Origin of the sequence: Pseudomonas sp. EA_35y_Pfl2_R5 (genome assembly GCF_963970805.1) — a bacterium.
In the GTDB taxonomy this organism is placed as follows: Bacteria; Pseudomonadota; Gammaproteobacteria; order Pseudomonadales; family Pseudomonadaceae; genus Aquipseudomonas.
The window spans coordinates 93,374-118,394 of the sequence record NZ_CAXAOW010000009.1 but is presented as its reverse complement, the minus strand read 5'-3'; the positions used below and the strand labels follow the sequence as shown (position 1 = coordinate 118,394).

The 25,021-nt window shown below is 62.1% G+C and carries 23 protein-coding genes; 9 read left to right on the top strand and 14 right to left on the bottom strand.

Annotated elements, in window-relative coordinates:
* Positions 1–7: 7 nt before the first annotated feature.
* Genes rodA through AACX99_RS15810 form a run of 6 tightly spaced genes read right to left on the bottom strand, consistent with a single transcriptional unit; the run spans position 8 to position 5,898 of the window.
* Positions 8–1,111: a rod shape-determining protein RodA gene (gene rodA / locus AACX99_RS15835; RefSeq protein ID WP_339413325.1), complete on the bottom strand. Its 1,104-nt coding sequence runs from the start codon at positions 1,109–1,111 to the stop codon at positions 8–10.
* A gap of 38 nt (positions 1,112–1,149) precedes the next feature.
* A complete protein-coding gene (mrdA, locus tag AACX99_RS15830; protein ID WP_339413248.1) occupies positions 1,150–3,039 on the bottom strand; it encodes a penicillin-binding protein 2 in 1,890 nt (629 codons plus the stop codon).
* Positions 3,040–3,066: 27 nt separating this feature from the next.
* Positions 3,067–3,534, bottom strand: coding sequence for a 23S rRNA (pseudouridine(1915)-N(3))-methyltransferase RlmH (gene rlmH, locus AACX99_RS15825; protein ID WP_160016131.1), 468 nt, complete (start codon positions 3,532–3,534; stop codon positions 3,067–3,069).
* Positions 3,535–3,546: 12 nt separating this feature from the next.
* Positions 3,547–3,933 (bottom strand): ribosome silencing factor, encoded by a 387-nt coding sequence (rsfS, locus tag AACX99_RS15820; RefSeq protein ID WP_339413324.1) that lies wholly within the window; start codon positions 3,931–3,933, stop codon positions 3,547–3,549.
* A 40-nt stretch (positions 3,934–3,973) separates the two neighbouring features.
* A complete protein-coding gene (gene nadD, locus AACX99_RS15815; RefSeq protein WP_339413245.1) occupies positions 3,974–4,633 on the bottom strand; it encodes a nicotinate-nucleotide adenylyltransferase in 660 nt (219 codons plus the stop codon).
* A complete protein-coding gene (locus tag AACX99_RS15810) occupies positions 4,633–5,898 on the bottom strand; it encodes a glutamate-5-semialdehyde dehydrogenase (RefSeq protein ID WP_339413243.1) in 1,266 nt (421 codons plus the stop codon). The genes nadD and AACX99_RS15810 overlap by 1 nt, the downstream gene beginning before the upstream one ends.
* Before the next feature lie 264 nt (positions 5,899–6,162).
* On the opposite strand from AACX99_RS15810, the gene AACX99_RS15805 reads away from it, so the two are divergent.
* Positions 6,163–7,392, top strand: coding sequence for an alpha/beta fold hydrolase (locus tag AACX99_RS15805; RefSeq protein WP_339413241.1), 1,230 nt, complete (start codon positions 6,163–6,165; stop codon positions 7,390–7,392).
* A 103-nt stretch (positions 7,393–7,495) separates the two neighbouring features.
* Here the strand turns inward: AACX99_RS15805 and AACX99_RS15800 are convergent, their stop codons facing one another.
* Positions 7,496–8,350 carry a class I SAM-dependent methyltransferase gene (locus tag AACX99_RS15800; protein ID WP_339413239.1) on the bottom strand — a complete coding sequence of 285 codons (855 nt, stop codon included), beginning with the start codon at positions 8,348–8,350 and terminating at the stop codon, positions 7,496–7,498.
* Positions 8,351–8,487: 137 nt separating this feature from the next.
* On the opposite strand from AACX99_RS15800, the gene AACX99_RS15795 reads away from it, so the two are divergent.
* Complete coding sequence (locus AACX99_RS15795; RefSeq protein WP_339413238.1) at positions 8,488–9,804, top strand: bifunctional DedA family/phosphatase PAP2 family protein; 1,317 nt, start codon at positions 8,488–8,490, stop codon at positions 9,802–9,804.
* On the opposite strand, the gene AACX99_RS15790 is transcribed toward AACX99_RS15795, so the two are convergent.
* The 3 genes from AACX99_RS15790 to AACX99_RS15780 are packed head-to-tail and all read right to left on the bottom strand — an operon-like array spanning position 9,798 to position 11,468.
* The gene (locus tag AACX99_RS15790; protein ID WP_339413237.1) at positions 9,798–10,385 is read right to left on the bottom strand and encodes an LON peptidase substrate-binding domain-containing protein; all 588 of its coding nucleotides are present in this window, start codon (positions 10,383–10,385) and stop codon (positions 9,798–9,800) included. The two genes, AACX99_RS15795 and AACX99_RS15790, sit on opposite strands and share 7 nt — an antisense overlap.
* 10 nt (positions 10,386–10,395) lie before the next feature.
* Positions 10,396–11,106: an LrgB family protein gene (locus AACX99_RS15785; RefSeq protein WP_339413323.1), complete on the bottom strand. Its 711-nt coding sequence runs from the start codon at positions 11,104–11,106 to the stop codon at positions 10,396–10,398.
* A gap of 2 nt (positions 11,107–11,108) precedes the next feature.
* Positions 11,109–11,468: a CidA/LrgA family protein gene (locus AACX99_RS15780; RefSeq protein WP_339413236.1), complete on the bottom strand. Its 360-nt coding sequence runs from the start codon at positions 11,466–11,468 to the stop codon at positions 11,109–11,111.
* Between the two features lie 218 nt (positions 11,469–11,686).
* Here AACX99_RS15780 and AACX99_RS15775 point away from each other — a divergent pair, with 218 nt between their 5' ends.
* The 6 genes from AACX99_RS15775 to AACX99_RS15750 all read left to right on the top strand — a co-directional run bounded on the left by AACX99_RS15775 (position 11,687) and on the right by AACX99_RS15750 (position 18,472).
* The gene (locus AACX99_RS15775; RefSeq protein WP_339413235.1) at positions 11,687–12,142 is read left to right on the top strand and encodes a MaoC family dehydratase; all 456 of its coding nucleotides are present in this window, start codon (positions 11,687–11,689) and stop codon (positions 12,140–12,142) included.
* Between the two features lie 207 nt (positions 12,143–12,349).
* The gene (locus AACX99_RS15770) at positions 12,350–14,077 is read left to right on the top strand and encodes a C13 family peptidase (RefSeq protein WP_339413234.1); all 1,728 of its coding nucleotides are present in this window, start codon (positions 12,350–12,352) and stop codon (positions 14,075–14,077) included.
* Between the two features lie 61 nt (positions 14,078–14,138).
* Complete coding sequence (locus tag AACX99_RS15765; protein WP_339413232.1) at positions 14,139–14,780, top strand: oxidoreductase; 642 nt, start codon at positions 14,139–14,141, stop codon at positions 14,778–14,780.
* 28 nt (positions 14,781–14,808) lie between these two features.
* Entirely contained in the window at positions 14,809–15,144 is a 336-nt protein-coding gene (locus AACX99_RS15760; RefSeq protein WP_339413230.1) for a DUF5629 family protein, read from the top strand.
* A gap of 14 nt (positions 15,145–15,158) precedes the next feature.
* On the top strand, positions 15,159–15,770 hold the full coding sequence (locus tag AACX99_RS15755) for a class I SAM-dependent methyltransferase (protein ID WP_339413227.1): 612 nt from the start codon (positions 15,159–15,161) through the stop codon (positions 15,768–15,770).
* A 95-nt stretch (positions 15,771–15,865) separates the two neighbouring features.
* On the top strand, positions 15,866–18,472 hold the full coding sequence (locus AACX99_RS15750; RefSeq protein WP_339413225.1) for an EAL domain-containing protein: 2,607 nt from the start codon (positions 15,866–15,868) through the stop codon (positions 18,470–18,472).
* Positions 18,473–18,478: 6 nt separating this feature from the next.
* Here AACX99_RS15750 and AACX99_RS15745 read toward each other — a convergent pair whose 3' ends face one another.
* The 4 genes from AACX99_RS15745 to AACX99_RS15730 form a co-directional block, all read right to left on the bottom strand.
* Positions 18,479–18,778: a YceK/YidQ family lipoprotein gene (locus AACX99_RS15745; protein ID WP_339413222.1), complete on the bottom strand. Its 300-nt coding sequence runs from the start codon at positions 18,776–18,778 to the stop codon at positions 18,479–18,481.
* The gene (ubiX, locus tag AACX99_RS15740) at positions 18,771–19,403 is read right to left on the bottom strand and encodes a flavin prenyltransferase UbiX (protein WP_339413220.1); all 633 of its coding nucleotides are present in this window, start codon (positions 19,401–19,403) and stop codon (positions 18,771–18,773) included. Before ubiX ends, AACX99_RS15745 begins: the two co-directional genes overlap by 8 nt.
* On the bottom strand, positions 19,404–20,756 hold the full coding sequence (mpl, locus tag AACX99_RS15735; RefSeq protein ID WP_339413218.1) for a UDP-N-acetylmuramate:L-alanyl-gamma-D-glutamyl-meso-diaminopimelate ligase: 1,353 nt from the start codon (positions 20,754–20,756) through the stop codon (positions 19,404–19,406).
* Positions 20,757–20,885: 129 nt separating this feature from the next.
* Complete coding sequence (locus AACX99_RS15730; RefSeq protein WP_339413216.1) at positions 20,886–22,790, bottom strand: sigma-54-dependent Fis family transcriptional regulator; 1,905 nt, start codon at positions 22,788–22,790, stop codon at positions 20,886–20,888.
* A 504-nt stretch (positions 22,791–23,294) separates the two neighbouring features.
* Between AACX99_RS15730 and exaC the strand changes: the two genes are divergently transcribed.
* Positions 23,295–24,815, top strand: coding sequence for an acetaldehyde dehydrogenase ExaC (gene exaC / locus AACX99_RS15725; protein ID WP_339413214.1), 1,521 nt, complete (start codon positions 23,295–23,297; stop codon positions 24,813–24,815).
* The last annotated feature ends 206 nt before the right edge of the window (positions 24,816–25,021 follow it).

The window sequence follows — 25,021 nt, the reverse complement described above, 5'->3', positions numbered from 1 at the left end:
ATCCCAATCAAGCCTGTGTCATCCACTTACGATGAGTGTGGATCGACATCAAAATTCCAAATCCCGCCAGCAGGGTGATCAGCGAAGTGCCGCCATAGCTGATAAATGGCAGCGGCACGCCCACCACCGGCAGCAGGCCGCTAACCATACCGATATTAACGAAGACATAAACGAAGAAAGTCATGGTCAGCGCGCCGGCGAGAAGCTTACCGAACAGCGTCTGCGCTTGCACGGTAATCACCAGGCCGCGCGCGATCAACAGCATGTACACCAGCAGTAACAAACACACCCCGACCAGACCGAACTCTTCGGCCAGTACGGCGATGATAAAGTCGGTGTGACTCTCCGGCAGAAAATCCAGGTGCGACTGAGTGCCTTGCAGCCAGCCCTTGCCCAGCACGCCCCCCGAACCGATGGCCGCCTTGGACTGGATGATGTTCCAGCCACTGCCCAGCGGGTCGCTTTCCGGATTGAGGAAGGTCAGTACACGCTGTTTCTGATAGTCACGCAGCACGAATAACCACATGCCAATAGCGATCGGCACTACCGCGGTGACGGCACTGAGAATCCAGCGCCACTGCAAGCCGGCAATAAACAGCACGAAACCGCCCGAGGCGATGATCAACAACGAAGTACCCAGGTCCGGCTGCAACAGAATCAGCACAAAGGGCACGATGATCATCGCCAGACTGACCGCAATATGCTTGAGCCGCGGTGGCAGGCTGCGGCTGGACAGATACCAGGCAATAGTCGCCGGCATGATGATCTTCATAAATTCAGAAGGCTGGAAACGGATCACCCCGGGAATATTGATCCAGCGCGTGGCGCCCATGGCGTTATGCCCCATCACATCCACCGCCACCAGTAAGGCCACGCCGCCGACATAGGCCAACGGCACCCAGCGCGCCATAAAGCGCGGCTCAAACTGGGCGATGATAAACATGCCGACCAAGCCAATACCAAAGGACGTGGCCTGTTTCATTAGCAGGTCGACGTTTTTGCCACTGGCTGAATAGAGGATAAACAGGCTGCCGGTGGCCAGCACCAGCAGCAGCAACAGCAGGATGCCGTCGATGTGTAGACGCTGTAGCAAGGTGGCACGGCGGCGCAGCAAGTCTTCGGTGGATAAGTTTCGGTCGAAGCTATTACTCATGGCGCGGCAACCTCGGCTGCCACAGGCGGCGCATATTCGGCTTTTAACTGACCGTTTTCATCCAGCAGCCAGGCATCGATTACCTGCTTGACCACTGGCGCGGCCACTCCGGAGCCGGATTCGCCGTTTTCCACCATTACCGACACGGCAATTTGCGGGTTATTCGCTGGCGCAAAAGCGACGAACAGGGCGTGGTCACGATGGCGCTCGGCGACTTTGCTGCGATCGTACTTCTCGCCTTGCTTGATCGCCACCACCTGGGCGGTACCGCTCTTGCCGGCCATTCGGTACAGCGCCGCATCGCCCACCTTGCGCGCGGTACCGCGCGGGCCGTGCATCACCTGCTCCATGCCATGTCGACCGTTATCCCAGAACGACGGATCGCGCAGCACAATATCGGGGACGGGGTTGGGGTCAACCGGCACCTGGCCTTGGATGGTCTTGGCCAGGTGCGGGCGAATCCACTTGCCACGCGTGGCCATCAGCGCCGTGGCCTGAGCCAGTTGCAGCGGCGTGGTCTGCATATAGCCCTGTCCGATACCGAGAATCAGCGTTTCGCCCGGATACCAGGCCTGACGGTAACGCGCGCGCTTCCAGTCCCGCGACGGCATCAGCCCGGCGGTTTCTTCGAACATGTCCAGCGACACGCGCTGACCTAGCCCGAAGCGAGTCATGTAGTCATGCATGCGGTCGATGCCCATCTTGTGCGCCAGCGAGTAAAAGTAGGTGTCGTTGGAGCGGGCGATAGCCAGGTCCATATCCACCCAGCCATCACCGGTGCGGTTCCAGTTACGGTATTTGTGACTGTGATTGGGCAACTGATAGAAGCCGGGGTCGAACACCCGGGTTTGCGGCGTCACTACGCCAGCATCCAGCCCCGCCACCGCGACCATCGGCTTAATGGTCGAGCCAGGCGGGTAGAGACCGCGCAATATGCGGTTGTACAGCGGCCGGTCAATGGAATCGCGCAGGTCAGCATAGGCCTTGAAGCCGATACCGGTCACGAAGGGGTTGGGGTCGAAGCTTGGCTGGCTGACCATCGCCAATACTTCACCAGTCTGCGGCTGAATCGCCACAATCGCCCCACGACGACCAGCCAGGGCCTTTTCAGCGGCCTCCTGCAAGCGGATATCGAGGCTCAGCACAATATCCTTGCCGGGCAGCGGGTCAGTACGCTTAAGCACGCGCAACACGCGGCCACGGGCGTTGGTTTCCACTTCCTCGTACCCCACCTCACCGTGCAGCTCGTCTTCATAGAAGCGCTCGATACCAGTCTTGCCGATATGGTGTGTGCCGCTGTAGGCCACCGGATCGAGCTCTTTCAGCTCTTTCTCGTTGATTCGCCCGACATAGCCCACCGAATGGGCAAAATGCTCGCCCAGCGGGTAATGCCGCACCAGTTGCGCGGCGACTTCCACACCCGGCAGCCGGAACTGATTGATCGCCACACGGGCGATCTGCTCCTCGCTCAACTCGAACAACACCGGTACCGGCTCGAAGGGGCGCCGCCCCTGACGCACGCGACGCTCGAACAGCGCGCGTTCATCCGGGCCCAGCTCTAGCACCTCGACAATCACATCGAGCACCTGCGCCCAGTCACCGGCGCGCTCACGGGTCAGGGTCAAGCTGAAGCTGGGGCGGTTATCGGCGATGATTACTCCGTTGCGGTCGTAGATCAGCCCACGGTTCGGTGGAATCGGCTGCACGTGGATGCGGTTGTTTTCCGCCAGGGTGGTGTGATGCTCGAACTGCACCACCTGCAAGTAATACATGCGTGCCACCAGCACCGAGGTCAGCAACAGAACCACCACAGCACCGACCACCGCGCGTTTGCGGATCAGGCGGCCGTCTTTCTCGTGGTCTTTGAGGCGAATTGGTTGCGGCATCGGTGGCTGCTGGTTACTTATGAAAAATCATTTGTGGTAAGGGTGGCCGGATAATACGGTCCAGGCACGATACATCTGTTCGCCGATCAGAATGCGTACCAACGGATGCGGCAAGGTCAGCGGCGATAACGACCAACGCTGCTCACTGCGCGCCTGCACCTCAGGCGCCAGCCCCTCCGGGCCACCGACCATCAGGTTGACGGTGCGCGCATCCAGGCGCCACTTGTCCAGTTCGACCGCCAGCTGCTCGGTACTCCAAGGTCGCCCTTCGACTTCCAGGGTGACAATGCGTTCCCCCGGTGCAACCTTGGCCAGCATGGCCTCGCCTTCCTGGCGGATCATCCGCGCCACGTCGGCATTCTTGCCGCGTGTGGTCAGCGGAATTTCCACCAGTTCCAGGGACAACTCGCTGGGCATGCGCTTGGCATATTCCTGCCAGCCCTCTTCCACCCAACGTGGCATCCGCGAGCCGACGGCGATCAGTTTGATCCGCACCGCTGCGCGTCCTTATTTCTGCTCGCCACTCGATTGTTCTGCGCCCGGCTCGGCGCTGAACTGCGCACGGCTCTGCTCGGCACCCTGCCACAGACGCTCAAGGTCATAGAACTGACGGGCAGTCGGCAGCATCACGTGAACTACGATGTCGCCGAGGTCGAGCAGTGCCCACTCGCCAGTGTCCATGCCTTCAGTACCGATCGGGCGCACGCCCTGCTCTTTGACCTTCTCCAGCACGTTGTCGACCAGCGACTTGACGTGACGGCTGGAGGTGCCGCTGGCGATCAGCATGAAGTCGGTGATGCTGGTCTTGCCGCGCACATCGATGGTGGTGATGTCCTGCGCCTTGATCTCTTCCAGAGCGCTGATGGCCAACTTGACCAGGTCTTCGCTCTGCATTTTGCTTGCGTTTGTCATAACTAACTCGTTTGCCTCGTGTTCAATTCGCGCCACGGTACAGTCCGTGCGCATGGATATAGGCCAGTACCGCGTCAGGCACCAGAAAACGTGCCGACTTTCCGTTCGCCAGTAGCGAACGGATCTGGGTAGCCGACACCGCCAGCGGTGTCTGCCAGATAAAAGCAATCTGCCCACTCGGCCCACTCAGGGCCGAAGGATCACTCACACTGCGCGCCGCCAACAGATTACGCAGCGCCTCGGGCGCCTCACTGTCGGCATCCGGCCGCTGCAACACCAGAATATGGCAGTGCTGCAGCAATTCATCCCAGCGTTGCCAACTGGGTAAACCGCAGAAGGCATCCCAGCCCAGCAGCAGAAACAGTTGATCGTCCACTGCCAACTCACTGCGCAACGACTCCAGGGTGTCGATGCTGTAGGACGGCTTGTCGCGCAGCAGCTCACGATCATCCACCTGCAACACCCCGGCCTCAGGCAGCGCCAGCCTGACCATGGCCAGACGATCCGCCGCGCTGACCTGTGGCGTCACGCGGTGTGGCGGCCGTGCGCTGGGAATCAGGCGCAGCTGATCAAGCTGCAACGCCTCAGCCACTTCCACGGCGCTGCGCAGATGGCCGATATGCACCGGATCAAAGGTGCCTCCGAGCAAGCCAATGCGTCGGGCGTCGCTACGTCGGGCCATCAGGTACGGATGTGTCCGTCGCCGAACACCACGTACTTCTCGCTGGTCAGCCCCTCCAGGCCGACCGGACCGCGCGCGTGCAGCTTGTCGGTGGAAATACCGATCTCCGCGCCCAAGCCGTATTCAAAGCCATCGGCGAAGCGAGTCGACGCATTGACCATCACCGAGGCGGAATCCACTTCGGTGAGGAAGCGCCGCGCATCACTGAAGTTCTCGGTGATGATCGCGTCGGTGTGCTGCGAGCCGTAAAGGTTGATGTGCTCGATGGCCGCTTCCAGCGAATCGACGATACGAATCGCCAGAATCGGCGCGTTGTACTCGGCAAACCAGTCGTCCTCGCTCGCTTCCAACACGTCGCTGCCGAGCAGCGCGCGGGTCGCGGCATCGCCACGCAGTTCAACGCCTTTGTCGCGGTAGATCGCCGCCAGCGGTGGCAGCACCTGGTCGGCCACAGCCGTATGCACCAGCAGGGTTTCCATGGCATTGCACGGCGAGTAGCGCTGGGTTTTGGCGTTATCGGCAACGCGAATCGCCTTGTCGAGGTCGGCGGCGACGTCGATATAGACATGGCACACACCATCCAGGTGTTTGATCACCGGCACCTTGGCGTCACGGCTGATGCGTTCGATCAGGCCCTTGCCGCCACGCGGCACGATCACATCGACAAATTCAGGCATGGTGATCAGCGCACCAACGGCGGCGCGATCGGTGGTTTCCACCACTTGCACGGCACTGGCAGGCAAGCCGGCTTCGGCCAGACCGAGCTGAATGCAACGAGCAATCGCCTGATTGGAATGAATCGCCTCGGAGCCGCCACGCAGGATGGTGGCGTTACCGGATTTCAGGCACAGGCTGGCGGCGTCGATGGTCACGTTCGGCCGCGACTCATAGATGATGCCGATCACGCCCAGTGGCACGCGCATCTTGCCGACCTGAATACCCGACGGCAGGTAACGCATATCGCGGATCTCGCCGATTGGATCGGGCAAGGTGGCGACCTGACGCAGACCTTCGATCATCGAGTCGATCACTGCCGGCGTCAGCGCCAGACGGTCAACCATGGCCGGCTCCAGACCACCCGCGCGAGCGGCGGCCAGGTCCAGTTCGTTGGCGGTAGTCAAATCGCTGCGGGCCGCATCCAGCGCGGCCGCAGCGGCCTGCAGGGCACGGTTTTTCTGCGCGGTACTGGCACGCGCCAGCACACGCGAAGCGCTGCGGGCGGCCTGTCCCAGGCGGGTCATATAGTCGAGCACGGACTCAGTCATGGTCTTGGCAGGTCTGGCGATTGAAAAAAGTCGCTGAGTATAACGGTCGCGCCGCTCCACGCCCAGCGCTGCGCGGCGGACGGTATACAGCGCGTTCGGCAGCACGCGCGGTAACGCCGTCAGCCCACTGCCGGCTGACCGGTCAGAGAAACAGTGACACCGCAGACCATCAGCCGCCCGAAGGTTAGGTAAACAAAAACCGCCCGAATGTTTACCTTGCCATTCAAAGCAAGATAGGCGGCCGACCGCCGGGGTGGGATCAGCATGCATTACCGTACCGACTACTGCGCCGCACAACTCAGCGAAGCCCCACAGGTGCTACACCTTGGCGATCTGCGCTTGCACTACCAGGCCTACGCCTGCCACAGCCACGATCCGCGCCCACCGGTACTGATGCTGGGCGGTGCGTTCCAGAGCTTTCGCTCGTTTGCCGCTGAGGTCAGCGAGCTGCTCGGCGAGCACCCAGTGATCCTGCTCGACTTGCCCAGTCAGGGCGGCAACCTGCAAGTGGTGCCCGACCTGAGCCTGGAGCAGTTGGCCGATCTGATCGCCGCCTTCGCCGAGGAGCTCGACCTGCCCCCATTGATGCCTATCGGTCTGTCCTATGGCTCGGCCCTAGCCGCGCTGTTTGCTGCACGCCATCCGACCCGCTGCGCCCGCGTGCTGCTCGCTGGAATTACCGCTTTCGGCCGCCCCGGCGCGCGCCTGCTGCTGCAGGAAGGCCTGGCGCTGCTGGCCGAAGGGCGCTGCGAGGCCTTTGCCCATGGCGCGCTGACCGGCCTGCTTAATCCACTGCGCCTGGAACAGACCGGCGTTGCCCCGGTATTTCGCAAGGCACTATTGCGGCAGATCCAGCGCCTATCCCCCGCCGACATCGAGCGCTACCGGCAAAACAGCCAGCGCCTGTTGGATTTTCAGGGATTTCACGCGCACCCCAGTTGCCCAACTCTGGTGCTGGCCGGTGAATATGACCACTTCACCCAACCCTGGGAGCACGCACACTTTGCTGCCGCCTGCGAACAGGCCAGCTGTGCACTGATCCACAATGCTGATCACCTTGCCCAGTTCGAACAACGCGATGCCTGCGCCAGCCTGTACAACCCATTCCTGCGCGGCGAAGCCCTGCCAAACCACAGCCCAGGCAGCTGCCTGCTGGCCAACCCGCAACTGCTGCAGCTGGAAAAACGTCACGAGCCACGCTTGCCGCCCAGCCAGCGTCATGCCCGCCTGCAGCATGTCGAAGGCGGTGAATGGCTGGTGGAGGTAAATGAGCAGGGGTTCTTTGGCGGATTGTTACAGGCCGACTTGCCGATTATCCGTGGCACGCGCGGCTGGCAACTGCTGTACAAAGACCTGCCCGCACAGCCCCTGCTACCGCTGCGCCAGGATCACAACGGCCTAGCCTTTGTCTTCCCGCACAGCGACCAGCAGGCCAGCCAGGCACTGGCGACGCAATTCCAACCAAAGCCGCTACCAACAGCAGCCTGCGCGTAGGGTGGGTTAGCGCCAAGGTCAGCTTATGCCGACCCATCTTGCCTGCGCCGCGTAACCCTCCGAACCTCAGCCCCGGATACACCCTACGCCCTGGCGCGGCCGTTCACACCCGCGCCTCGATTACCCGCACCAACCCGGCATTGCGTGATATCGCTAGGCCAAGCGCCTGACTGGTGCGGCTTGGATCGAACACCGCTACCTGAGTAAAGCCACATTTCTCAAAGCCCTGCACAATCGCCTGATCATTGCGGTAGTGCAGCGGATAGTTACCACGGGTTAGCCGACCAATCAGACCGACGCCCCAGCGCAGCTGGCGATAACGTGGGTGCTCGCGCAGGTCCGGGTACAGTTCAGTCAGGTAGGTGGCCTGGGGGAACTCACGCAGCTGCTCGGCCAGGCGCGTCCAGAACGACTCGATCAGCGTCAGTTCGAAGTAATTCACCAGGCCTTCGGTGATCACCACCACCGGTTTGCTGTGATCAAGCTCGGCGAACAGCGACGCCAGGCTTTTACTGCCCTCCTCGGCGAGGATATCCACCGCGCGCACCTGATGCTGGCTGCCCAACCAGCCTTCAGCATTCAGCAGCAAGCGCTTGCGCGCTGCCATCACCGGCAGGTCGGCCTCGATATAGCGCAGCTGCGGGTAACGCGCTGTAAAGCGGCGGCCGCGTGGCGACAGGCCGCAGGCAATCTCCACCACCTGACACACGCCGCCCTGCTCAATTGCCGCAGTCAGCTGGGCATCGATCTGCAAATGCCGCTGCAGCAGAAACTGCTCGATATCCAGGCCGAACCCGACTCGCGCGCCCCAGGTGATCGGGCTAAGCAGACCATGCACAAAACGCCCGAATCCGGTGGCAAAGGCCGCATCCGCCAGCTGATGGCGATACCAGATATAGCCGGTGTAATGGGCACTGGGACTGATATGAGCGCTGCTGACGCGGGCACGTTCAGACATGGTTAAGACTCTTATTGTTATCATCGCCCCAGCCTATGCCCTGCCGCGTGAGCGTGACACCGCATGTCAGCCAAACCCACCCTAAGTTTGCCGACCCCGCTGGGCTATTAACGATTAATCATCATGGATGACCACCGATGAGCCAATGGTTCGACACCCTGACCCTCTGGCTAAGCGCCAACCCACAATGGCTGGGCCTGGCAATTTTCTTGCTGGCCTGCGGCGAGTGCCTGGCGATTGTCGGCCTTCTCGTACCCGGCACCGTGCTGTTGTTTGCCGTCGCGGCATTGGCCGGCAACGGCGCACTGGGTCTGGGTGAAACCCTGCTGCTGGCGTTTTGCGGCGGCTTACTGGGCGATTGCCTGTCCTATGCGCTGGGGCGCTATTTCCATCAGGATATCGGCCGCCTGCCAGTGCTGCGCCATAACCCGCAATGGCTGAATAGCGCCCACGGTTACTTTGTACGCTACGGCGTCGCCAGCCTGCTGGTCGGGCGCTTTATCGGCCCGCTGCGCCCCATGTTGCCGATGGTCGCTGGCATGTTCGACATGCCCTTCGTGCGCTTTTTTATCGTCAGCCTTCTGGCCGGGCTCGGCTGGTCCCTCGCTTATATGCTGCCTGGCTGGGCAACCGGTGCAGCACTGCGCTTGCCGTTACCGGAAGGCTTCTGGCCGCAGGCTGGGGCCATTGCTGCCGGCGTGGCGCTGGTGGTGGGCATCAGCGTGCAAGGCAGCCTGCGCGGGCAACGCCACACCAGCTTATTGACTGCCGCAGCGAGCCTAGCCCTGCTGATCGGCCTGATGCTCAGCTGGCCGCATCTGAGTCAGCTCGATCGAGGCCTGCTCACGCTGGCCCAGGAGCATCGAGGCCCGGCGCTGGACACGCTGATGGTGCTGATCACTCGCCTCGGTGACATGCACACGCAACTGGCCGCCGCCGTGCTGATGTGCGTGATCCTGCTAGCAACCCGGCAATGGCGCACGCTCAGCTTGGCGATTGGCACCCTGCTCGGCACTGCGTTGGCCAACACTACGTTGAAAGCGTTTTTCGCCCGCAGCCGCCCCGATGTGCTGCTGGAGCCGCTGAACAGTTTCAGCTTTCCCAGCGGACACAGCTCGGCGGCCTTCGCCTTCTTTCTGCTGCTTGGGGTGCTGGCCGGTCGCGGACAACCGCCCCGTATGCGCCTGACCTGGCTGCTGCTGGCCAGCCTGCCGGCGGCTGCAATTGCCGGCTCGCGGATTTACCTGGGGGTGCACTGGCCCAGCGACATCATCGCTGGAGCGCTACTGGCCGCCTGTTTCTGCGCGCTGAGCCTGGGCCTAGTGCAATGGCGCAGGCCATTGCCAGCGATGTCTGCAAGGATCTGGTGGTTGCTGCTACCGGCGATTATGGCGCTGCTCGGCGGCATCGCCACCTGGCAGTTTTCCGCAGGGCAGCTGCTGTACCGCTACTGACGTTCGCCCTGCAACAGTTCCAGCAGCTGTTGCAGCAGCTCCAAACGCAGCTGCACCTCGGGCATTTCGAGCAATTGCAGCTTCTGCTCGGCGTCCAGCGGCAACAGGTAGGCCAACTGATTGGCCAATGCCTCCTGTCCCGCCGGCTCGCTCCCCATACCCAGCGACTCCACCAGCGGGTGGGCGTTTAGTGCACCGAGCAACGCCAGCAGATCCGCATGTTCAGCCTCCAGCGCCTGCTCCGGCTGCTCGTCCAGCCATTCGACTTCGGCCAGGGTCAGTTGATCGGGCAACACCTGGGCGCGTTGCACGCGAAAACGTCGACCACCCTCAACGCGAATCCCCAACAGGCCATTGGGCAGTTGCTGAAAATCGCGGACCAGCGCCTCGCAGCCTATTGCCGAGAACTGCCCGGCCGCCTCGCCCACTTCAGCGCCATCGATGATGCAGACCACGCCAAAGCCCTCGCCCTGCTTCATGCAGCGGCTGATCATGTCCAGATAACGCGCCTCGAATATCTTCAGATCGAGCATGCAGCCGGGGAACAGCACGGTATTCAGTGGAAATAGCGGTAAGGTCACAGGTGCCTCCTTATAGCCACAACAGAATAGCCAGCGGCAGCAACACGGCGGTGAATACGCCCATAAGGCTCATTGCCAGGGCGGAAAACGCGCCGCACTCCTCGCCCTCCTGTAGCGCCCGCGCGGTGCCGACCGCGTGTGCCGTCAGGCCCAGGGCCATGCCCAACGCCGCAGGATGATGCACGCCAAAACGCTTGAGCAGTGCCGGGCCAACGATGGCGCCGATGATCCCGGTGATCATCACGAACACCGCCGCCAAGGCGGCAATCCCGCCAATCTGGTTGGCCACCAGCATGGCAATCGGCGAGGTTACCGACTTGGGCGCCATGCTCATCAGCATGATCTGCTCGGCACCGAAGACCCAGGCCAGGGTAATGCCCAACAAGGTGGCGACCACGCCGGCCACCAGCAGGGTGATCAACGTCGGCCAGAGCAGCTGGCGAATGCGCCGCAGATTAAGAAACAGTGGCACCGCCAACGCTACCGTGGTCGGCCCGAGAAAGAGCGTCAGCGCCGCCGCGCTGTCCTTGTATTCGGCAAAGGTCAGGCCGCAGGCCAGAAGAATACCGATCACCGTGAGCATCGACAGCAACACCGGCTGCAGAAACACCCAGCGGGTTTTCTCATAGGCGGCAATCGCCACTTGGTAAGCACCGAGGGTGATGCCTACGCCAAACAAAGGATGATGGATCAGTGCCTGCCAGGCTGCGTGCCATTCCAGACTCATGCGTCCTCCCGGCGTTGCTGACGGTCGATCAGCGTCTGCATCAGCCAGCCGGCGAAGACGATGGAGATCAGCAGCGACAGCAACAGTGCACCGGCAATCGCCCAGAAGTCGGCAAAGATATCCTCGGCATAGGCCATCACCCCAACCGCCGGCGGCACCAGCAGCAACGGCAGGTATTTCAGCAGGCTAGTGGAGGCCAGGTGCAGCGGCTCGCCCACCTCGCCGCGCAGCAGCAGAAAGCCGAACAACAGCAGCATGCCAATGATCGGCCCCGGCAGAATCGGGATCAGCAGGACATTCAGCGCAGTGCCAAGCAACTGGCACAGCACCAGCCAGGAAAGGCCGCGTAGCAGCATGATGGGTAATCTCCGAATCGTATGATCCCAGACGCAGTGCCGCGCATTATAAGCAGAAGTGCCCGGCAAGGGCCGGTTTACAGCGGTTGCGTGGCAATGGCGCAACGTTTACGCCGCGTACACGAGGCACTTGACCCTAATGGCAAACCCATGATGATCTTAGGGCAGAAGGATTAACGCCCCAAAAAAAACAACACTTGCGTCTTCAAGGAGAAACCATGACATCAGTACCCGCCGCCGAATTGCCCAGCTATATCGGTAAAGAACTCGGCCGTTCCGAATGGCTGACCATCGACCAGGAACGCATCAATCAATTCGCCGAATGCACAGGCGATCACCAGTTCATCCACGTCGATCCGGAAAAAGCCAAGCTAACCCCATTTGGCACCACCATCGCTCACGGTTTCCTCTCGCTGTCACTGGTGCCCAAGCTGATGGAAGGCATCATGATCATGCCAAAAGGGCTGAAGATGGCCGTCAACTATGGCCTGGATAGCGTGCGTTTTATCCAGCCAGTGAAGGTCAACTCCAACGTCCGCCTGGTGGTCAGCCTGACCGACGCCCACGAGAAGAACCCCGGCCAATGGCTGCTCAAGGCCAAAGTCGTACTGGAGATTGAAGGCTCGGAAAAACCCGCCTATATCGCCGAACCGCTGACGCTCTGCTTCGTCTGATCACAGCCGCCGGAAAAGGCGCATAGGCATCCGCCGGTGCGCCTTTTTTATGGCTTGCGTTTCGCAACGACGATCCTTGGGCCGTCGTTGCGCGATGTTGAACACGGCCGCTGAAAACTTTTATATGCCTGCCGGTGCGCTCAATCACGGCACTCTGAGCGCTTTGAGGCATACTCGGCAACGACCTTACAGCCCCGGATTTTCTGCATGCGCCCTCTCTCCCTTCTGGCTCCACTGAGCCTTGCCCTGCTGCTTGTCGCCTGCGGCGATGGCGAACCTTTGCTGCCACCGGATGCCGTACTGCCGGATGGCGGGCGCTACCGCGGCGAGGTTGTCGACGGCCTGCTGCAAGGCCCAGGTCGCCTGGATTACAGCGACGGCAGCTACTACCAGGGATTGTTCAAGGACGGCCAGTTCAACGGCCCGGGGGAATGGCGCAGCAAACACGGCGAGCTCTATAGCGGCGAATTTCAGAGCGGCGACTTCCACGGCCAGGGCAGCCTCACCTACAGCGACGGCAGCCGTTACGAGGGCGGCTTTACCAACGGTATGCCGAGTGGCGAAGGCCACCTGAAAGGCAGCCAGATGGAATACCGCGGCGAATTCAGCAAGGGCCAATACAATGGCCTGGGCAAACTGCAGTGGAGCAACGGCGCCAGCTTTCAGGGCCAGTTCAAGAAGGGCGAACCCGACGGCCAAGGCGTGCTGACCGACGCTGAAGGCAATGCCTACACCGGCACCTTCGATAACAGCCAACTCAATGGTCAGGGCAGTTTCAAAAATGCCGACGGCGACCTCTACAGCGGCCAGTTCCGTGACAACCAGTTTCACGGCAAAGGCCGTTATCAGAGCGCCGATGGCGAAGTTTGGAGCGGCCGCTTTGCCCATGGCAGCCTAACCGGCAAAGGCGAATTCAAAGGCAGCGACGGCAGCCATTACGCCGGCCAATTCCGCGACTGGAGCTACCACGGCGAGGGTCGCCTGAATCTTGCCGACGGCAGTGTTTATCAAGGCAACTTTGCCTACGGCCAATACCAGGGCACCGGTAGCCTGACCTTGGTCGATGGCAGCCAGCAAAGCGGCACCTGGCAGAACGGCCGGCTGACGCGTGACGCCCAGGGCAAGGCCATACCTGACGCCCTGGCCACCGGCCTGCTGGAACAAGGCCGCCTGCTCGATGCTGCCATCGCCAAATTGCCCGCCTCTACCCCGGCCATCGAGCTGTACGCCCTGGCTCTGGCCGGCGACGGCAAACAAAGCGTGTTTATGCGCGAGGCCGATTATGTCGGCAACCTGCTGCAGGAGCGCTTCGCCGCCCACGGCCTGATCACCCTGGTCAACCACCGTGACCACCTGGCGGATCGCCCGCTGGCCACCAGCGCCAGCCTGGGCCGCAGCGTGCAAGCGCTGGCCGAGCGCAGCGGCGAGGAAGACCTGATCTTTATCTACCTGACCAGTCACGGTTCGGCCCAACATGAACTGAACCTCGACCAGCCGCGCCTGCAACTCAATGACCTGCCCGCAAGCGAACTGGCAGCCCTGCTCGAACCGCTAAAAGATCGGCACAAGGTGCTGGTGATCTCAGCCTGCTACTCCGGCGGCTTTATCCCTAAGTTGCAGGATGACAAGACCCTGATAATCACCGCCGCACGGGCCGACCGGGTGTCCTTCGGTTGCTCGGAGGAAAACGACTTCACCTACTTCGGCCGTGCACTGTTTGCCGAGGCCCTGCAGCAGACCGACGACCTGCAGCGCGCCTTTAAGCTGGCCCAGGCCAGCGTTGCCGAACGCGAAAAAGCCGACGGTTTCGAACCCTCAGAACCGCAGATCTGGCCCGCCAAAGCAGTGCTCGCACAGTGGCGCAAGCTGCGCGAACAGCAGGCCGAGCGCGCCCTAAACAATGCACTTGAGGCGCAATCTGCGGTCAACCCATAACAGCCATGCGCGCCACCAACGGCCTGATAAGCTGATTGATATCAGCGGAGAACACCACACTATGTATTTGACGCCACAGCACATCCTTCTTGCAGGCGCCACCGGCTTGACTGGCGAGCATCTGCTGGACCGTTTGCTGAACGAACCCACGGTCAGCCGCGTACTGGCGCCCAGCCGCCGCCCACTGGCCGCGCACCCGCATCTGGAAAACCCGCAGGGCGAGCTGCTGCCCCTGCTGCCGCAACTGAGCGGCACAATCGATACCGCCTTCTGCTGCCTGGGCAGTACGATCAAACAGGCCGGCTCCCAGGAAGCCTTCCGCGCAGTCGACCATGATCTGGTAATCGCGTTCGCCGAACGCGCCCGCGCCCTTGGTGCACGCCACTTGCTGGTCATCAGCGCACTCGGTGCGGATGCCAGCTCCACGGTGTTTTACAACAAGGTCAAGGGTGAAATGGAACAGACCCTGCGTGCGCAAGGCTGGCCACAGCTGACCATCGTCCGCCCTTCGCTACTGCTCGGCCCGCGTCAGGAGTTCCGCCTTGGCGAGCGCCTGGCCGCGCCTTTTATGCGCTGGCTGCCGGGTAAATATCGCGGCATCGAAGCCACCGTGCTGGCCCGCGCACTTTGGCGTCTGGCGCTGGAAGAAGACGCCGGCACCCGGGTAATCGAATCAGACCAACTGCGCCGCCTCGGTCGCTAATAATCGCCAATACAGAAGTCTTTGACCTATGAGCACCCCGCACGACCTGATCAACGCCCTGAGCGGCGCCGATATGCTGGAAATCGACGAGCTGCATGCCTGGCAGTTCAGCCTGAATGCGGAACAACTGGCCCAGCACCAAGCCGGCAACCCGCCCGCTGACGACGCGCCGCTGTTAAGCATCGAATGCATGGACGGCCGCGCCCTGCGCAAATGGCACTTCAGCCTGGCCCAGGTAATCGCCGCACGCTTTGACGGTGAGGCCGACGCCTGGACTATCAGCGGCACGGCCGACACTCATCTGATCAAATGCTTTGCCGCCACCAGTGGTGACAACAGCGACCTGCCAGACGACGCCGAGTAGCGTGAGGAAAACTCTTGGGCCTGTATGACCGCTACCTGCTGCCGCATCTGATCGATTTCGCCTGCGGCATGGGCGCAGTGATGAAAGCCCGCTCGCAGCTAGTGCCCCAGGCCCATGGCCGGGTGTTGGAGATTGGCATTGGCAGCGGCCTTAATCTAGCCTTCTACGACGCCGAGAAAGTCAGCGTGATTATCGGCGTCGACCCCAGCGCCGATATGCAGAAACTGGCCAAGCAACGCGCCGCCACGATCAGTATTCCGGTGGAGATGATTGCCCTGGAACTGGGGCAGATCCAGGCCGACGACGCCAGCTTCGACAGCATCGTCTGCACCTTTACCCTGTGCACCATCCCCGATGCCGTGGCCGCGCTGAAAGAGATGCGCCGTGTACTCAAACCCGGCGGCCGCCTGCTGTTCTGCGAGCACGGCCTGGCTCCGGAACTACCCGTGCTGCGCTGGCAAAACCGTCTAACCCCGCTGTGGAAGCCGCTTGCCGGCGGCTGTCACCTCAACCGCGATATCAAGGCACTGATCACCGCGGGTGGCTTTCAGATCGGCGAGCTAAGCAATCGCTACCTCAAGGGACCTCGGCCTATGACCTATACCTACCAGGGCTGGGCTGACTAGCGTTCAGAAATAGCCAATTGCCATTACCAGCCGACGCCGTCTCCATATTCTGACTATCGTTAGTTCATGGACTCTCGTATGGAAGCTGGCCACGCATGAAGCGCCTGTCATTTCGCCATCTCGCCACCGTTCTACTCGCCACTACCGCCCTCACGGTCGCCACGCTGAGCAACGCACAATCGCGCCAAGTCAGTGTCGGGGTGTATGCCAACGAGCCAAAAATCCTTCTCGGCCAAGACGGCAAACTCTCCGGCATCCTCGGCGAGCTGCTCAATGAAATCGCTCGCCAGGAAGACTGGCAACTACGCCCCAGGCCCTGCGAATGGCAGGAGTGCCTGGCGTTGGCGCAGAACGGTGAAATCGACCTGATGCCGGACGTGGCCTACAACGACAGCCGCGCCCAAGTACTCGACTTCCACAAGGTGCCGTCACTGGTCAGTTGGTCGCAGGTGTACAGCAGCGAAGACCTCCAACTCAGATCGATACTCGACCTCAAAGGACTGCGCATTGCCGTTTTGCGGGGCTCGGTGCAGGAAGAATACCTACGCGGGCTGCTCACAAGTTTTGGTCTGAAAGCCCAGCTGATCGGCGTACCCAGCCTGCCGCAGGGCTTTGAGCAGGTGGCTGCCGGGCAGGCTGACGCGGTGGTGGCCAACCAACGCTTTGGCGACTTCCATGCGCCGAGCTATCAGCTGCAAAGCTCCTCGATCATGTTCCAACCTGCGCACCTGTTCTACGCCACGCGCAAAGGGCAGAACGCCGACCTGTTAGCCGCCATCGACCAGCACCTGGCGAACTGGCAGGACTCGCCTTCCTCGATCTACTACCAGAGCCTGCAACGCTGGGGCGGTGAGCGGCCACGCCTGCTAATTCCCACTAGCGTCTGGTGGGGCCTTAGCATCCTCGCCCTACTGCTGATCGCCGCCCTCGGTGGCGCGTTGCTACTGCGCAGTCAGGTACGCGAGAAAACCCGTCATCTGCTGGCCAGCGAAGAGCGCCTGAACACCATCCTCGACAGCGTCGAAGCCTATATCTATATCAAGGACGCACAGCTGCGTTACCAGTACGCCAACCGCAAGGTCTGCGAGCTGTTCGGCCAGAAACTTGAGCAGGTGATCGGCAAGACCGATGAACAGTTTTTCGATATCGACACCGCCACCAACCTGCACGATAACGACCGTCGCGTGCTCAAACTCGGTGAACGAGTACAGACCGAGGAGATCAACCGCAGCCTGGATGGCAGCACCCAGCATGCCTTCCTCTCGGTCAAGCTGCCGCTGCGCGACGGCCACGGCAAGATCTACGCGCTGTGCGGCATCTCCACCGACATCACCGAACACAAGAAGAACCTGGAAAAGATCAACCAGCTGGCCTTCTACGATCCACTCACCGGCCTGCCCAACCGCCGCCTGCTGCTCGACCGTCTGCACCAGGCCCTGGCCAAGCATGCGCGCGGCCTGCAACAGGGCGCGCTGCTGTTTATCGACCTGGATAACTTCAAGGACCTCAACGACACCCTCGGCCATGACATGGGCGACCAGTTGCTGCAGCAGGTCGCCGAACGCCTGAACAGCCATGTGCGCGCCCAGGACACCCTAGCCCGCCTCGGTGGCGATGAGTTTGTGCTGATGCTCGAAGGCCTCAGCCTGGAACCTGTGCAGGCCGGGCAACAGGTCGAAAACGTCGGCAAGAAGATCGTCAAGGCGCTGGCCGCGCCCTACGCTCTGCAAGGCCACAGTCATATCAGCACGGCCAGCATCGGCATCGCGCTATTTCCCAACGAACGCAGCACGGTCGATGAAGCGCTCAAGCGTGCCGACATGGCCATGTACCAGGCCAAGGCCGCCGGCCGCAACGCCATGCGTTTTTTCGATCCGATGATGCAGGCCGACGTCAGCGCCCGCGCCAGCCTGGAAAGCGACCTGCGCTACAGCCTCGGCCAGCGCGACTTTATCCTGCACTACCAGCCTCAGGTGGATGCGCAAGGACAACTGATCGGCGCCGAAGCGCTGGTGCGCTGGCAACACCCCACACGCGGACTGGTGCCGCCGGGCGAATTTATTTCACTGGCAGAAAGCACCGGGCTGATTCTGCCCCTGGGTCGCCTGATCCTACACAGCGCTTGCCAGCAACTGGTGGCCTGGGCCGCGCACCCGCAACTGGCGCAGCTGACCCTAGCGGTGAACGTCAGTGCCAGGCAGTTTCACCACCCCGATTTTGTCGAAGACGTTTTTGCAGCTCTCGCGGAAAGCGGCGCCAACCCACAACGCCTGGAACTGGAGCTGACTGAAAGCCAGTTGGTGGAAGATGTGGAAATTCTTATCAGCAAGATGAGCCAGCTGAAAGCGCGCGGCGTGCACCTGGCGCTGGACGACTTCGGCACTGGCTACTCCTCGCTCAACTACCTCAAGCGCCTGCCGCTGGACCAGTTGAAGATTGACCAATCCTTCGTCCGCGACCTGCTCGAACACCCCAGCGACGCCGCCATCGTGCGCACCATCCTCGCGCTGGGCGCCAACCTCAACCTGGCCGTGACCGCCGAAGGGGTAGAAACCCAGGAGCAATACGAGGCCCTACAGCGCATGGGCTGCCGGCGCTTTCAGGGCTACCTGTTCGACAAGCCGGGGCCGGCGCAGAACCTTGAGGATTGGCCATTGGCGACCACATGGCAGGACAACGCCGCCAGCATTCCGGATGCCTGACAGCCGCTACAAACCGCCGCTGATTCCCAGATTGAGGCCGATGGCAGTAGCCAGGGACAGTGGCAGTAACAGAGTATCGAGCAACGCGCTGACCGGCAGATCGGCGGCCGGATAAGCCGGGGCTTCAGCCCCGAAGCGGTCAGTGGAGCAACAACCGCCCTGCAATGCATACAGGTTCAGCCGCGTGCCGGCGTACACCACCGGCGCGCCTGGCTTGGCGGCATCCAGGGTGCGTACGGTGGCGCAGCCGCTGAAGGTCAGGCTTAGCAGCAACAGGCCAGCAGCGCGGGCCAGAGGTTTATTCATCCGGGGTGATCTGATGGTGCTCGCCCCAGCGTGGCAACATGTCCTGAGGGATATTCAGGCAGTTGAGGATGCGCGCCACAACGAAGTCGATCAGGTCATCAATGGTCTGCGGCTGGTGATAGAAGCCCGGCGCGGCCGGCAGGATGGTCGCGCCCAGGTTCGACAGTTTGAGCATGTTTTCCAGATGGATGCTGGAAAACGGCGCCTCGCGCGGTACCAGAATCAGCGGGCGACGTTCCTTCAGCGCCACATCGGCCGCGCGCTCAATCAGGTTGTTGCAGGCCCCGGTGGCAATCGCCGACAGCGTGCCGGTACTGCACGGCACCACCACCATCGCCGAGGGTGCCCCCGAACCAGAGGCCACCGGAGCCATCCAATCTTCCTTGCCGTATACGCGAATCTGCCCCGGCGCGGCGCCGGTGTATTCGCTGAGGAACGCCTGCATGGCCTGAGGTTTGTTCGGCAGGCTGACATCGGTTTCGGTGGCCATCACCAGCTGCGCGGCCTTGGAAATCAGAAAGTGCACCTCACGCTCTTCCTGCACTAAGCAGTCGAGCAGGCGCAGGCCGTACTGAGCGCCGGAGGCGCCGGTCATGGCCAAGGTAATACGTTCAGGACCGGACATTTATGCCTCCAGGGCGATAGCCAGCTTGCCATGCAGGCCGCCAAAGCCGCCGTTGCTCATCACCACCACCTGGGTGCCAGGCGCGGCTTCGGCCTTGACCCCGGCAATGATCGCCTCCAGCGAATCGCAGACCTGGGTCGGTACGGTCGAGGTGGCCACAGTGCCAGCCAAGTCCCAACCCAGGTTCGGCGGCGCGTACCAGTACACCGAGTCAGCCTGCACCACGGATTCGGGCAAGCCATCGCGGTGCGCGCCGAGTTTCATCGAGTTGGAGCGTGGCTCGACGATGGCGATCAATTTGGCATCGCCAATGCGCTTGCGCAGCCCGTCGAGGGTGGTGGCAATCGCCGTCGGGTGGTGGGCGAAGTCATCGAAGATGGTTACGCCATTCACTTCGGCAACCTTTTCCATACGCCGCTTGGCGTTGATAAAGCCGCACAGCGCGGCGATACCCAGCTCCGGCACCACGCCGACATGCCGCGCCGCCGCCAGCACCGCCAGGGCATTGGCCACGTTGTGCTGGCCGGTCAGCTGCCAATCCACCACACCTGCGGTTTTACCCTCGAAACTCACCTCGAAGCGCGAGCCGTCAGCGCTAAGCAGCCGCGCCTGCCATTGGCCGCCCTCGCCAGTGGTTTGCACCGGGGTCCAACAGCCCATCTGAATCACCCGCTTAAGCGCCGGTTCAGTGGTCGGATGAATAATCAGGCCGTCGCCCGGAATGGTGCGCACCAGATGGTGGAATTGCCGCTCGATGGCCGCCAGATCCGGGAAGATATCCGCGTGATCGAACTCTAGGTTATTCAGAATCGCGGTGCGCGGGCGGTAGTGGACGAACTTGCTGCGCTTGTCGAAGAAGGCGCTGTCGTACTCGTCGGCCTCCACCACAAAGAACGGCGTGCCACCCAGGCGGGCGGAAATACCAAAGTTCTGTGGCACGCCGCCAATCAAAAAGCCCGGGCTCATGCCGGCATGCTCCAGCACCCAGGCCAGCATACTGCTGCTACTGGTTTTGCCGTGGGTGCCGGCCACCGCCATGACCCAACGGCCCTGCAATACATGGTCGGCCAGCCACTGCGGGCCGCTGACATAGGGCAGGCCCTTGTTCAGCACATATTCCACCGCCGGGTTGCCGCGCGACAGGGCATTGCCGACCACCACCAGATCCGGCGCGGGGTCGAGCTGGGCGGCGTCATAGCCCTGGGTCAGTTCGATGCCCTGGGCTTCCAGCTGGGTGCTCATGGGCGGGTAAACATTGGCGTCGGAGCCGGTCACGCGGTGACCGAGTTCCTTGGCCAGCACGGCCAGCGAGCCCATAAAAGTGCCGCAGATGCCGAGAATATGGATATGCATGATGTACCTTGCAGGCGTCGTCAGAGCCGGTGAATAAGGCGGGATAAAAACTGGCCGCAGATTAGCACAGCGTCGCCGCCCCGCAGAGGCCTGGCGGCGCGCTGCGGGGCGTGGTTCAACAAGCGTGGCTCAAAGGGTCGAACGCAGCTTGATGCCGTGTTTACGCAACTTGCGGTACAGGGTATTGCGGCTGATGCCAAGTTGCTCGGCGCTGCGGCTCATCTGCCAGTGCTGCGCCTCTAGGACCGCGAGCAGCGTCTGACGTTCGGCATCACCCAACTGGTCGGGCTTGGCCGCCGGCAGCCGGGCCTGCGCAGGACGCGCATGGCGAATCTCGGCGGGCAGCTCGGCGTGGCTGATCATGCCGTGTTCACACAGCGCGCAGAGCGTACGCAGCGTATTGCGCAGCTGCCGCACATTGCCAGGCCAGGGGTAGGCGAGCAGCGCCTCGCGGGCAGAATCATCAAGTCGCACAGATTGTCCGCGCGCTTCTTCGGCCAGCAGGAAATCCAGCAGCGCCAACTTGTCGCTGCGCTCACGCAGCGGCGGCAGATCGATCACCAGGCCATTAAGGCGATAGAGCAGGTCCTGGCGAAACTCACCGCTGGCCACCCGCTGGGTGAGGTCGCGGTGGCTCGCGCTGATCACCCGCACATCAATGGTCTGTGCTTCGCCGCCAATCGGCTCGACCCGGCGCTCTTCCAGCACGCGCAGCAAACGGGTTTGCAGCGCCAGCGGCATATCGCCGATTTCATCAAGGAACAGCGTGCCGCCATCGGCCTGCTGCAACTTGCCGCGCATGCCTTCCTTGCGCGCGCCGGTAAAGCTGCCGCCGCGATAGCCGAACAGCTCGCTCTCGATCAGGCTCTCGGGAATCGCCGCGCAGTTCAGCGCAACAAACGGCTTGCCGCCACGCGAGCTGACCTGATGCAGGGCCTTGGCGAAGGCTTCTTTGCCCGTGCCGGATTCGCCACCAATCAGCAGCGGCACATCGCGCTCATAAACCCGCAGGGCGCGGCGGAAATCACTCTGCAAACCGGAATCAGCCAGGCACAGCCCCGGCGTTGCCATATTCGCAGTAGACAGCGCCTGAGCACTGCGCCGCGGCTGGCCGCGCAGCATGGCAAACAGCAGCTGACCACGTTGGGTATACAGCGGCCAACTGGCGCTGGGCTGCGCCGAAGCACGGCCGAGCAGGTCATCCAGGCGGCAATCAAATACCTCGATCAAGGTGCGCCCGAGCAGTTGCCGTCGCGACAAGCCGAGCAAGTTGATCGCGCTCTGATTGACCGCGCTGACCCGGCCATCGCCATCGAAGGCCAGCAGGCCCTCGCTGAACTGGCCGATATATTCGGCCTGGGCGTGGAAGCGCAGCAGCCACTCGCCTTCATAGCTGCGCAGAAAGTGGCAGCCCTCGATGGCCTTGGCCGACAGGTTGACCAAGGCCATGGTGTGGAACTGGCTCTGCCGCGATACGTCATGCCGCGCCGAGGACACATCCAGCACCGCGAGCAACTCACCATGCGGGTCAAACACCGGGCTGGCCGAACAGGTCAGCCCGGTATGCCGGCTGCGGAAATGTTCGTTCTGGTGAATGGTCAGCGGCTGGCGTTCGACCAGGCAGGTGCCGATGCCGTTGGTGCCTTCGCAGGCCTCGCTCCAGTCCGCGCCAAGCCACAGGCCGGCTTGCTCGAAGGTGCGTTTTTCCGCCTGCTCGGTGACGCAGTTGAGGATCACCCCACGCGCATCGGTGAGTAGTACCGCGTGACCACTGCCGGCCAGCTGGCGGTGCAGGCTATTCATCTCGTTACTGGAAATCTCCAGCACCTGCTGCAGCTGCTCGCGCCGTTCCAGCATGTGCGCGTGCTCGATCACCGCCGGCGGCATGCTCTGCGCCGGGTCGAGGTGATGCTGCTGCAGGCAGCGCAGCCAGGAGCGCGCCACCGAGGAATCAGCAGCGGGGCCGGCGAGTTGGCCGCGCCCTTGGGCCACGGTCAGCACCTGCTGGGCGTGGCGGCTTGCTGGGTTATGCATTGTTATTGTTCTCCGCTGTAGCAGGCCGTTGAAAAACTACCTGCGTTGGCAATACTTCGTTAAAAACAGGCTCGGAAAGCCGCTTGCGGCTAACGCACCTTAGTGCGACCCCGAAGGGGCGAGCGAAGCGAGTAATGCTCATTTACACCAGTAAACTCCGCTTCCTCGCCTGTTTTTGCCTTGTCTTGCCGGCCTCGCCTACGTTTTCAACGGCCTGCTAGGAGTTGCACGTGATGGCCGAGCATCCACCAGCTTTCCGGCCATTGCAAGACGCGCTGACCGGCGAGTCACCGTGCTGTATCGCCCCTGGTACAGAGTGTCACGCGGGCTGTATCAAGGCCGATACAGGCCGCGCGCCACAACCTTCAACCGCAACCTACTCAACCGCTCTAGATCGGGAACCACACGCGCCTGGCCCAGCCCTTGCTCTGTCTCTGCACAAGCGCCACAGCGCGCCGTTCGCTGCATCACCAGAACAAGCATAAGAACCAGGAGATATTCAGCATGCGTTACGCCCATCCCGGTACCGAAGGTGCCCTCGTTTCCTTCAAATCCCGTTACGGCAACTACATCGGCGGCGAGTTTGTCGCGCCGGTCAAAGGCCAGTACTTCACCAATACCTCGCCGGTGAACGGCCTGCCGATTGCCGAGTTCCCGCGCTCCACGGCCGAGGATATCGACAAGGCCCTCGACGCCGCCCATGCCGCCGCTGATGCCTGGGGCCAGACCTCGGTGCAGGAGCGCTCGCTGACCCTGCTGAAGATCGCCGACCGCATCGAAGCCAATCTGGAAATGCTCGCGATCACCGAGACCTGGGACAACGGCAAGGCGGTGCGGGAAACCCTGAACGCCGATATTCCCCTGGCCGCCGACCACTTCCGCTACTTCGCCGGCTGCCTGCGCGCTCAGGAAGGCTCGGCTGCCGAGATCGACGGCAACACCGTGGCCTATCACATCCACGAGCCGCTGGGCGTGGTCGGGCAGATCATCCCGTGGAACTTCCCGCTGCTGATGGCCGCGTGGAAACTGGCCCCAGCGTTGGCAGCCGGCAACTGTGTGGTGCTCAAACCAGCCGAACAAACGCCGCTGGGCATCAGCGTGCTGATGGAGCTGATTGGCGACCTGCTGCCGGCCGGCGTGCTCAACGTAGTGCAAGGTTTCGGCAAAGAGGCCGGCGAAGCCCTGGCCACCAGCAAACGCATCGCCAAGATCGCCTTTACCGGCTCCACCCCGGTTGGCTCGCACATCCTCAAGTGCGCGGCGGAGAACATCATTCCGAGCACCGTGGAGCTGGGCGGTAAATCGCCGAACATCTTCTTCGAAGACATCATGCAGGCCGAACAAAGCTTTATCGAAAAAGCCGCCGAAGGTCTGGTACTGGCCTTCTTCAACCAAGGCGAGGTGTGCACCTGCCCATCCCGCGCCCTCGTGCAGGAGTCGATCTACCCGGCATTCATGAAGGAAGTGATGAAGAAGGTCGAGCAGATCAAACGCGGCGACCCACTGGACACCGACACCATGGTCGGCGCGCAAGCCTCCGAGCAGCAATTCGACAAGATCTTGAGCTACCTGGAAATCGCCAAGCAGGAAGGTGCCGAACTACTCACCGGCGGCGCGGTGGAAAAACTCAGCGGCACCCTCGACGGCGGCTATTACATCCAGCCGACCCTGCTCAAGGGTCACAACAAGATGCGCGTGTTCCAGGAAGAGATCTTCGGCCCGGTGGTCGGCGTAACCACCTTCAAGGACGAAGCCGAAGCCCTGGCGATTGCCAATGACACCGAGTTCGGCCTCGGCGCCGGCCTGTGGACCCGCGACATCAACCGCGCCTACCGCATGGGCCGGGCGATCAAGGCCGGTCGCGTGTGGACTAACTGCTACCACCTCTACCCGGCGCATGCCGCCTTCGGTGGCTACAAGAAGTCCGGCGTCGGCCGTGAAACCCACAAGGTGGCGCTTGAGCACTATCAGCAGACCAAGAACCTGCTGGTGAGCTACGACACCAACCCACTCGGCTTTTTCTAGGCATGCCGTGCAAGCAGCAATTGTAGGGTGGGTTAGTGGCGCGGAGTTGGGTTAGCGAAGCACTGCAGAACCTGTGCGCCACGTAACCCACCAAACGGTAATCGGTTTAGCACCGCTGGTGGGTTACGGCGCAACTGATTAGGCATCGACAGATAGCCCGTGGTCATGCGCCTAACCCACCCTACGAGAAGCTGCGCAACCGCAGC